Origin of the sequence: Mycobacterium parascrofulaceum ATCC BAA-614, assembly GCF_000164135.1 — a bacterium.
GTDB lineage: Bacteria > Actinomycetota > Actinomycetes > Mycobacteriales > Mycobacteriaceae > Mycobacterium > Mycobacterium parascrofulaceum.
In genome coordinates this window covers 974,710-984,531 of sequence record NZ_GG770553.1, presented here as the reverse complement: position 1 = coordinate 984,531, position 9,822 = coordinate 974,710, and the positions used below count along the sequence as shown (strand labels likewise).

Sequence of the window (9,822 nt, the reverse complement as noted above, 5' to 3'; positions counted from 1 at the left end):
CGGGGTCGGGGTCCGCGAGCGCGGGGGCCGCGCTCAGCACCAACGCCAAACCCATGACTGAGGCCAACCCGGCGGCGTTCAGGGCGGCCAAAAGCCGCCCTCGCGTCCAGCCCGACATATGCATCCCTCCACGATCAAGTTCCTCACACAGTGTGGCATAGGACCCACGCCAGCTAACATTTTCGGACGTGCGGACGGGCCTCTGCGGCCACATTTCCGCCGTTGAGCTGGCCAGCTATGAATCGCGTGAGCTTGTCGGCGCAACGTCGAACGCGTGCCGGTTGGCGGCCGTGCCGACCAGCGCCAAGGACATCAATCCGGCCGATGCGGCCAGCATGAAGACGACGCTGCGCTCGTACAGCAGGCCGCCCGCCAGCGCGCCCGCCATGATGCCGACCTGGAACGCCGTGACGTACAGCCCCGACGCCCCGTCGGGATCGTCGGCCCCGCTGCGCATCGCCGCGGACTGCATCATCGGCGAGACGGCGGTGGCCATCGCGCCCCAGAGCACGATCGCGGCCGTCCCGATCAGCGCCGCCGCCGCGGCCGGCCGGCCGCCCAGCGCCAGCGCGGTCAGCACGACGAACGCGGCCGTCAGACCGGCCATACACCCGATGATCGCGCCTTTGGGCCGGCGGTCGAGCGGCCGCGCCACCAGGCCGACGGCCAGCACTCCCGCGGCGCCGTAGGCGGCCAACACCCACGCCAGGTTCGGTCCGCGCACGCCGACGACCTCGCGGATGATCTCCACGATGTAGGTGTAGGAGACGAAGTGTCCGGTCACGCCGACCATGGTGATGACGCTGACGATGATCAGCCGGCGGTTGCGATGGTGGCGCGACCGCGGGCCGACGCATTTGAGCTGATCCTCGGTGAGCACCAGCTCCGGCAACACCACCCGGGCGGCCACCGTGACGACGGCGGCCGCGACGGTCACGCACACCACCGCCAGGCGCCAGCCCCACATCAGGCTCATGGCCGCCGTCAGCGGGCTCCCGACGACCAGCGCCAAGCTGGTCCCGACGTAGATCGACATCGTCGCGCGGCCCGCGTGGCTGGGCGGCACCAGCCGGGTCGCGATCGGGGCGATGACCGACCAGAGCAGCCCGTGCGTGACGGCGCAGAGCACCCGGCCCGCGGCCAGCACCGCGAACGTGGGCGCCAGCGCGGAGATCACCTGGGACAGGGTCAGGCAGGTCAGGCTCAGGACCAGCACCTGGCGGCGCGGCAGGTGCGCGGTCCAGCGCACCAGCGGGATCGTCGTCAGGGCCGCCACCAGCGCGTACCACGACAGCAGGGTGCCCACCAGGACCAGGCTGACGTGCAGGTTGCGGGCGATGGCCGGCAGCGCGCCCACCGGCAGGATCTCGGCGGTGACATAGATGAAGGCCGCCGCGGCCAGCACAGCGAGCTGGGCCGCGACGCGTGGGGTCCACGTTCGGGCGGCAGCGTTGGTTTCGGCAGTCATGGCGTCTGTATCGGCCGGACTACCCAATTCCTGGGTTGTCGCGCCTAATGCGATCACACTGCCTTACCGTACGGACCGCAACTACAGCCGGGCCCTCGTCAGCGCCGCATTTGGGGTCTCAACTCGGTCACCAATCAGGAACGAACCAGGCGCGCGATCGCGGCGGAGGCCTCGGCGAGCTTCTGGTCGGCGTCGTCGCCGCCCTCGGCCACGGCGCGGGTGACGCAGTGGTTGAGGTGCTCGTCGAGCAAATTCAGCGCGACCGAGCGCAGCGCGCTGTTGACGGCGCTGATCTGGGTGAGGACGTCGATGCAGTACTTGTCTTCCTCGATCATCCGCGCGATGCCGCGCACCTGGCCCTCGATGCGCCGCAGCCGCTTGGCGTAGTTGTCCTTCTGCTGCGAATATCCGTGCGCGTTCGTCATCCGTCCTTCACCTCTGCCCGTCCGCGCCCGCCGCGGATGGCCGGGCGGGCATCACCCGTCCACTTTATACCCCGCCCGGGTATGACCCGCGCATTTGCCGCGTGGCCAGGTCCCGCATACTTGCACGATGGCTACAACACGCGACACGACGGGATCCGCCGACATCAAACCGCGCAGTCGTGACGTAACCGACGGCCTGGAGAAGGCCGCCGCCCGCGGCATGTTGCGGGCGGTCGGCATGGGCGACGAGGACTTCGCCAAGCCGCAGATCGGGGTGGCGTCGTCGTGGAACGAGATCACGCCGTGCAACCTCTCGCTGGACCGGCTCGCCACAGCGGTCAAGGAGGGCGTCTTCGCGGCGGGCGGCTACCCGCTCGAGTTCGGCACGATCTCGGTCTCCGACGGCATCTCGATGGGCCACGAGGGGATGCATTTCTCGCTGCCGTCCCGCGAACTGATCGCGGACAGCGTCGAGACGGTGATGCAGGCCGAGCGCCTCGACGGCTCGGTGCTGCTGGCCGGCTGCGACAAGTCGCTGCCCGGGATGCTGATGGCCGCCGCGCGGCTCGACCTGGCGGCCGTCTTCCTCTATGCCGGCTCGATCTTGCCGGGCGTGGCCAAGCTGTCCGACGGCAGCGAGCGCGAGGTCACCATCATCGACGCGTTCGAAGCGGTGGGCGCGTGCGCGCGGGGCTTGATGCCCCGGGAGGACGTCGACGCCATCGAGCGGGCGATCTGTCCCGGCGAGGGCGCGTGCGGCGGCATGTACACCGCCAACACCATGGCGTGTTCCGCCGAGGCGCTGGGCATGTCGCTGCCGGGCAGCGCGGCGCCGCCGGCGACCGACCGCCGCCGCGACGGGTTCGCCCGGCGCAGCGGTCAGGCCGTGGTCGAGCTGCTGCGCCGCGGCATCACCGCCCGCGACATCCTCACCAAGGAGGCCTTCGAGAACGCGATCGCGGTGGTGATGGCGTTCGGCGGGTCGACCAACGCGGTGCTGCACCTGCTGGCGATCGCGCACGAGGCCGGCGTCGCGCTGTCCCTCGACGATTTCAGCCGGGTCGGGTCGAAGGTTCCGCACCTGGCCGACGTCAAGCCGTTCGGCCGCCACGTCATGTCCGACGTCGACCACATCGGCGGCGTGCCGGTGGTGATGAAGGCGCTGCTGGACGCGGGCCTACTGCGCGGCGATTGCCTCACGGTGACGGGCCAGACCGTGGCGGAGAACCTCGCCGCCATCGCCCCGCCCGACCCGGACGGCAAGGTGCTGCGGGCGCTGAACAACCCCATTCACCCCACCGGGGGGATCACGATCCTGCGCGGCTCGCTGGCCCCCGAGGGCGCGGTGGTCAAGACGGCCGGCTTCGATTCCGACGTGTTCGAGGGCACCGCAAGGGTTTTCGACGGCGAGCGCGCCGCCCTGGACGCCCTCGAGGACGGCACGATCACCAAGGGTGATGCGGTGGTGATCCGTTACGAGGGCCCCAAAGGCGGGCCGGGGATGCGCGAAATGCTGGCCATCACGGGCGCGATCAAGGGCGCCGGCCTGGGCAAGGGCGTGCTGCTGCTCACCGACGGCCGTTTCTCCGGCGGCACGACCGGGCTGTGTGTGGGTCACATCGCGCCCGAGGCGGTCGACGCCGGGCCGATCGCCTTCTTGCGCGACGGTGATCCGATCCGGTTGGACGTCGCGAACCGGGTCCTCGACGCGCTGGTCGATCCGGCCGAGTTCGATTCCCGCCGAGAGGGTTTCACCCCTCCCTCACCGCGCTATCAGACCGGCGTACTGGCCAAGTACGTCAAGCTGGTCAGCTCGGCGGCGAACGGGGCGGTCTGCGGTTAGGCCCGATCGCCGCCTGCCTCAACGGATTCGGACGTTATGCGTGGGCGGCCTGCGCGCGTGTGCGCCTGCCGAAGTAGGTGGCGTTGAGCCCCAACACCGTCAGCAGTGCGCCCGCGACGACGTTGGACCACATCGTGCCCGCGGTCAGGTGAACGCCGGGCAGGATCCACAGCGAGACGATGGCCCACACGCCGAGCACCGGCATCGTCCAGGTCAGGCCGTGGGCGCGGTCGAGCGCGGTCGCGAACCCGTAAGCCAGGAACGCGGCCCCGATCCCGACGATCAGGTCGGACGTGGCGAGCGATCCCGTCCCGCTGAATCCCACCATCCACGGCGACGCGGCCACATACAGGCCGGTCAGCAGCGCCAGCCCGAAGGTGACGTGCGCACTCATCGACTCGGCGGCGCGGTCGTAGCTCGCGCGCAGGGCCAACAAGTCCGGGTGGTGATCGATTGATGAATGGACTGTACTCATTTTGTGACCTTTCTGTTATGCAGCAAGCCCGTTGTGTGACAAGCAGTGTGAGCTTCACTGCACCCATCCATCTGTGATCAAGATTACGCCCGATCACCAACCAATTCGACCGGCCGCGTAGCGTCGTAAGACGTGGACATCGCGGACCGGCTGCGCCTCGACGTTCCGGTGGCGCAGGCGGGCATGGGCGGCGGCCTGGCCGGCGCGGAACTGGCGGCCGCGGTCGCGGCGGCGGGCGGCCTGGGCACCCTCGGCCTCGCCACGCCTAAGCAGCTGCGCGCGTCGGTCGATCGGGTGCGCGAGCGGGCGCCGGATCGCGCGGTCGCGGTAAACCTGTTGCTGCCCTTCGTGCATCGCGCGCACGTCGCGGTGTGCGTGGATGCCGGGGTCGACTGCGTCGTGCTCGCGTTCGGCGAGAAGCGGGGGCTCGTGCAGCACCTTCGCGAAGCCGGCATCTTCGTCTTCGTGATGGTCGGCACCGCGGCGCAGGCCAGCGCCGCTATCCGTTGGGGCGCCGACGGATTGATCGCGCAGGGCCGCGAGGCCGGCGGCCACCTCGTCGGCACCATGCCGGCGCTGCAATTCCTGCCGCGGGCGCTGGCCGCGGCCGGCGGGCGGCCGGTGTTGCTGGCCGGCGGCATCGCCGACAGCGCCGACACCCGCGCCGCCCTGGCGGCCGGCGCCACGGGCGTCGTCGCCGGCACGCGGTTCCTGATGACGCACGAGGCCAATGCCAACCGGGAGTATCAGCGGCGAGTCGCCAAGGCGGACAAGACGATCGAGACGAACCTGTTCGGCCTCAGCTGGCCGCTGCGGCACCGCGTCGTGCCCAACGCCGCGACCCGGCGCTGGTGCCGTCCCGACGGCTGCGCGAAGGCCCTGCCCGCCGCCATCAGCGCTGCGAGCCGACCGATGGCCGCCCTGGGCTACTTCGACGCCGGCGCGTTGCTGCGCCTGCAGTCGCCGGCACGCCCGCTGTTCACGCCGCTCGCGCCGCTCGCCGCCACCCCGGACGCCTGGGTCGACCGGGCGGCGCTGTACGCCGGCGAAACCGCGCTGCGAATCGGCGAGCTCACCTCCGCCGCGCGGGCGGTCGCCGACCTCAGCCCGCGCTGAGGGACGCTAGCGCACCAGCGCCAGCGCGAAGCCATCCCAGCGCTTGGCCCCGACGGTTTGGATGACGGCCGTGTCCAGGCGCGGGTGCTCACCCATCAGCTGCAATGTCTGGCGCACCGCCCGCGCCTGGGCATCGTCGCGCGGATCGAGAACCTGCCCTTCACGAATCACGTTGTCCGCCACGATGAGCGCTCCGGGCCGGGCCAGCCGGACCGCCCATCCCAGGTAGGCGGCGTAGTTCTCCTTGTCGGCGTCGATGAACACCATGTCGAAGGGGGCGCCGCCCAGCGTCGGCAACGTGTCCAGCGCGGCGCCGACGATCACCTCCACCCGGTCGGTCAGGCCCGCCCGGTCCAGGTTGGTCCGCGCGACCTCGGCGTGCTTGGGTTCGTACTCCAGCGTCACCACCCGGCCCCGGGGGCCGGCGCCGCGGGCCAGCCAGATGGTGCTGAAGCCGCCGAGCGTGCCGATCTCGAGGACGCGGTGCGCCTGGATGGCGCCGGCCAGCAGGCTCAAAAACTTGCCCTGCTGGGCCGACACGGCGATCCGCGGCAGTCCGGCCGCGTCGCTCGCCCGCACCGCCGCGCTCAGGACCGGATCGTCGCCGATCACCGTGGTGTCCAGGAAATTGTCGACGTCGTGCGGTGTTGGTTTCCGGGTCATGACAGCAACGCTAGCCGCGCGCGCCCGGACCGGCGGTGACGGTCCGATCGGTATCGATCGGGTCACGGCCGTTTACCAGATACCCATGGGGGGTATATAGTCGGGGCCGTGGTCGATCACAGAGGTAAGCGTCCACACGAGAGAAATGGGTGAGTGAAATGGCAAATTATGAAGCAGGCACGGAGCTGACCTGTGGCCACGAGGGCTGCGGGTGCCGCGTCCGCATCGAGGTGCCCTGCCACTGCTCGGGTGCGGGTGAGCCGTACCGCTGCACCTGCGGCGACGAGCTGACCCCGGTCAAGTAGTCCGCGCGCCGAGGCCCGCGTCGAGTGTGCGCATCCAGGGCGGCGACGTGCCGGGGAACTCCATCTCCCGTGCGCCCGCTCGAAGCCGTGAACGCACGCTCGGCGCGGCCGGCGCGGATCAGCGCCCGAACGTACGGCCGGCGAGGTCTGCCGTCGCCGTCAGCCGTGGCGTGACCGCCGACGTGCCGACCGCCAGCAGGTGGTTCCCCGCGGCGATGCGCCAGGCTCGCACGCCGCCGTCGTAGCGGGCGAGCAGGCGTGGATCCGCCTCGGTGGTCACGCGACGGGTGGCGCCGGGCTCCAGCTCGACCCGCTCGAATCCGAGCAGCCGCAGGCGTCGGCCGTCGGGGGCTCCCGTCAGATAGAGCTGGGGGACGTCGGCCCCGGCGCGGTCACCGACGTTGACGACGTCGAAGCTGGCTCTCACCGTGTCCCCGCCGCTGACCGTCAGGTCGCGGTAGTCGAACTTGGTGTAGGACAGGCCATGACCGAAGGCGAACATGGGGTCCTGCCCGGTGGCGGCGAACCAGCGGTAGCCGACATCGGATCCCTCGGCGTAGTCGATCGTCGTCGGCTCGCCCCACGGGGCGCCGAACCCGGGCAACTCGGGTCGCGGCGTCTGGCGTAAGTCGACCGGGAAGCTGATCGGCAGCCGTCCCGACGGATTGCACCGGCCGGCAAGGACTTCCGCGATCGCCCGGCCGCCGGCCTGCCCCGGATACCAGGCCTGCACGATGGCCCGGACCGAGTCCCGCCAGGGCATGGTCACCGGATTGCCGGTTTCGAGCACCACCACGGTGTTGGCGTTGGCGGCGGACACCGCGGCGATCAGGGCGTCCTGCCCCCAGGGCAGCGACAGGTCGGCGATGTCGAAGCCCTCCCCTTCGGCGCGGATCGCGAACACGATCGCGACGTCGGCGCGCCGCGCCGCCAGCACCGCCTCCGCGGGGCTGATGCCAGGGTCGAATTCGATGTGGGCGTGCGGGAATTGCTTGCGCAGCTCGTCGAGCGGGCTCGACGGCAACAGGTGCAGCTTGCGCAGCCCCGCCTCCAGCCCCGAGCCGCCGATCGGTATCACGGCCGCGTAACCGCCCGGCGGGACGACGGCGCTCGAGCCGTAGCCGGCCGGCACCCCGACGTGCGCGTGCCCGCCGATGACGGCGATCCGGGCGGTCGACTCCGGCGCCAGCGGCAGCAGGCCACGGTTGGTCAACAGCACGATCCCCTGCCGGGCGATCCGCAACGCGATCTCGTTGTGCGCGGCCATGTCCGGCTCCGGGGCCGCTTCGGCCCGGTCGATGCCGACCGCGAACATCGACCGCAGGATGCGCGTGACCATGTCCGAGAGGCGCTCGCCGGTGAGGCTGCCGTCCGCGCGCGCGGCCCGCAGGCGCGCACCGAACGGCTCCGACTGCCACAGCAGCGCGTCGAGTTGCGCCCCGCACTCCTGGTCCAGCCCGCCCAGCGCGCACTCCCAGGACGGCGTGGCCCCCCAGTCGGACATGACCCAGCCCCGGAACCCCCACGCGCCCTTGAGCACCCGATTGATCAGGACGTCGTTGGCGGCCGCGTAGGTGCCGTTGACTTTGTTGTAGGCGGTCATCACCGCACCCGGCCGCGAGCGCTCGATGGCCATCTCGAAGGCCAGCAGGTCGGATTCGCGGTGCGCGTCGGGGTCGATGACCGCGTCCAGGAAATGCCGATTGGTCTCGTTGCAGTTGAGCGAGAAGTGCTTGACCGTCGAGATCACGCGTTGGCGCTGGATGCCGTCGATGGACTCCGCGGCGATGGTCGCGGTCAAAAGCGGGTCCTCGGAAAGGTATTCGAAGTTGCGGCCGTTGCGCGGGTCGCGCGCGAGGTTCATCGCGCCGGCGAGCTGCACGTTGAACCCACGGCTGCGGGCCTCGCGGCCGATCACCTCACCGGCGGCGCGGGCGAGGGACGGGTTGAAGGTCGCGGCCAGCGCGAGCCCGGCGGGCAGCGCGGTGGCGGTGTCGCCCGGACGGTAGCCGGGGTTGGTCACGCCCAGGCCGGCGTCGCTCATCAGCAGCGCCGGGATGCCCAGCCGCGGGACGCCCGGCACGTAGCCGGCGCTCATCGGGACGTCCGGCGGGATGCGCTCGTCGCGCACCGGCCACATCTCACCGGCACCCATCACCCCGACCAGCAGCGAGAACCGCTCGTCGTCGGTCATCCGGGCCTCGACCTCGCGCGCCCGGGCGTCGGCGTCCTCGCCGAACGAGCTCATCGCACACCCTCTTTGGCGTATACGACACGCAGCACATGCCCGACCTCGGGCCCCATCACCAGCTCCGCCAACTCGCAGAACGTCCCGACGAACTCCGGTCCGTGCGGCGGCTCGGCCTGGCAGAGGTGGTGCGCGACTTCGTGCAGCACCACCAGTTCGCGCAGCGCCCAGTCGGCGGTGTCGCGGTCGGGAACCGCGATAACGCCAGCGCCGCCGCGGAATTCGTAGTGGGCCGCGGTGGCCGCCCGTCGCGGGCGCACGCGCAGCGCCGGGACGGCGGGCCAGCGCCGTTGCACCGCCGGCAACGCAAGCACCTCGTCAACATAGCGCTGCACGGACGAAACCGAGCCGAATCTGCCCTCCGGCGGCAGCGTGAGCTGCGCGCCGAAGAAGTCGACGGCGGGCGACCCGTGCTCGGCGGCGCGGTCGAACAACGTGCGGACGAACTCCTCGGCGGCGTAGACCTTGGCCCGCTGGGAGTCCCTCGTGGCGGATCGCCCCGGAGTCACCGGCCCAGCGGGGTCCGCGCGCCGGGCAGTTCGGGGCTGCTGCCCAGCCGCGCCCGACGGCCGGCCCGGTCGCCCGCGCGCCGCGCCGCCGACGAGTAGCCGGCGGTCGCGCGGCTGACCTGATACGTGCCGCGCGCCTTGGACGCGCTGCGGTAATAGTCGTGCAGCTCGACGTCCTTGTCGCGCAAGGCGATAGCGGTTCCCGGCGGGCGCCGGCGGTCCTTGGTGGCCTCGCGCCGCGCCTCGTCCCGGGCCTCGGACAGGCGTTGGCCGACCCGGGCGCCGAAGGCCAGCTGGAAGTTCAGCCGCGCGGTGATGGTCGGCGTCGGCCGGTGCGCGCCCGAGGCGAGGTAGGCGTCCGACGCCCGCACCATCTGGACGACCAGGCTGGCGTACAGGGCGTGGGTGGCGTCGATGTCCTCGGCGAACCCGTAGGCGTACACGAACGTCGAATTCGATGCCACGTCGCAGCGCACGTCGTTGGCCATCGCGATCACCACGAACAGCTGCACATAGGTCCGCAGCCCCCTGGTGCCCGCGGACCCGATGGTGATGGTCCGCTGCGTCGGGGCCTGCGCCGGCGAGCGGCTGGCCGCGTGGGAGCGCGCCACCGCCAAGTCGATGGAGGCCGCCGTCGCCAGCCGCTGGGCGGCGCTCATGAAGGCGTCGGCCTCGTGTGCGTTGTCGGTGCCCTCGGCCTGACGCAACAGCGCGGCGATGCGCGCCAGCATCTTGTCGTCGGTCATATGCGCCGCTCCTCTTCGTCGCTT

General features: G+C 71.2%; 10 protein-coding genes. 3 read left to right on the top strand and 7 right to left on the bottom strand.

Annotation, left to right across the window (positions count from 1 at the left end):
- Positions 1-235 precede the first annotated feature (235 nt).
- Both HMPREF0591_RS04720 and ricR read right to left on the bottom strand, forming a co-directional pair.
- Complete coding sequence (locus tag HMPREF0591_RS04720; protein ID WP_007167285.1) at positions 236-1,468, bottom strand: MFS transporter; 1,233 nt, start codon at positions 1,466-1,468, stop codon at positions 236-238.
- 134 nt (positions 1,469-1,602) lie between these two features.
- Positions 1,603-1,893, bottom strand: a complete 291-nt coding sequence (gene ricR / locus HMPREF0591_RS04715; RefSeq protein ID WP_007167284.1) for a copper-sensing transcriptional repressor RicR — start codon at positions 1,891-1,893, stop codon at positions 1,603-1,605.
- Between the two features lie 127 nt (positions 1,894-2,020).
- On the opposite strand from ricR, the gene ilvD reads away from it, so the two are divergent.
- The gene (gene ilvD, locus HMPREF0591_RS04710) at positions 2,021-3,736 is read left to right on the top strand and encodes a dihydroxy-acid dehydratase (protein ID WP_007167283.1); all 1,716 of its coding nucleotides are present in this window, start codon (positions 2,021-2,023) and stop codon (positions 3,734-3,736) included.
- Positions 3,737-3,770: 34 nt separating this feature from the next.
- On the opposite strand, the gene HMPREF0591_RS04705 is transcribed toward ilvD, so the two are convergent.
- Positions 3,771-4,211 carry an SPW repeat protein gene (locus HMPREF0591_RS04705; protein ID WP_007167282.1) on the bottom strand — a complete coding sequence of 147 codons (441 nt, stop codon included), beginning with the start codon at positions 4,209-4,211 and terminating at the stop codon, positions 3,771-3,773.
- Between the two features lie 132 nt (positions 4,212-4,343).
- Here HMPREF0591_RS04705 and HMPREF0591_RS04700 point away from each other — a divergent pair, with 132 nt between their 5' ends.
- Positions 4,344-5,327 (top strand): nitronate monooxygenase, encoded by a 984-nt coding sequence (locus HMPREF0591_RS04700; protein WP_007167281.1) that lies wholly within the window; start codon positions 4,344-4,346, stop codon positions 5,325-5,327.
- Between the two features lie 6 nt (positions 5,328-5,333).
- Here HMPREF0591_RS04700 and HMPREF0591_RS04695 read toward each other — a convergent pair whose 3' ends face one another.
- Positions 5,334-5,990 (bottom strand): O-methyltransferase, encoded by a 657-nt coding sequence (locus HMPREF0591_RS04695; protein ID WP_007167280.1) that lies wholly within the window; start codon positions 5,988-5,990, stop codon positions 5,334-5,336.
- A gap of 158 nt (positions 5,991-6,148) precedes the next feature.
- Between HMPREF0591_RS04695 and mymT the strand changes: the two genes are divergently transcribed.
- Positions 6,149-6,295 carry a copper-binding metallothionein MymT gene (gene mymT, locus HMPREF0591_RS30690; RefSeq protein ID WP_007167279.1) on the top strand — a complete coding sequence of 49 codons (147 nt, stop codon included), beginning with the start codon at positions 6,149-6,151 and terminating at the stop codon, positions 6,293-6,295.
- Between the two features lie 118 nt (positions 6,296-6,413).
- Here the strand turns inward: mymT and HMPREF0591_RS04690 are convergent, their stop codons facing one another.
- From HMPREF0591_RS04690 to HMPREF0591_RS04680, 3 genes are read right to left on the bottom strand one after another with little or no spacing between them, the layout of a single operon-like run.
- Positions 6,414-8,543: a beta-glucosidase family protein gene (locus HMPREF0591_RS04690; protein WP_007167278.1), complete on the bottom strand. Its 2,130-nt coding sequence runs from the start codon at positions 8,541-8,543 to the stop codon at positions 6,414-6,416.
- Entirely contained in the window at positions 8,540-9,052 is a 513-nt protein-coding gene (locus HMPREF0591_RS04685; RefSeq protein ID WP_007167277.1) for a TIGR04338 family metallohydrolase, read from the bottom strand. The genes HMPREF0591_RS04690 and HMPREF0591_RS04685 overlap by 4 nt, the downstream gene beginning before the upstream one ends.
- Entirely contained in the window at positions 9,049-9,798 is a 750-nt protein-coding gene (locus HMPREF0591_RS04680; protein ID WP_007167276.1) for a DUF2786 domain-containing protein, read from the bottom strand. The genes HMPREF0591_RS04685 and HMPREF0591_RS04680 overlap by 4 nt, the downstream gene beginning before the upstream one ends.
- Positions 9,799-9,822 lie beyond the last annotated feature (24 nt).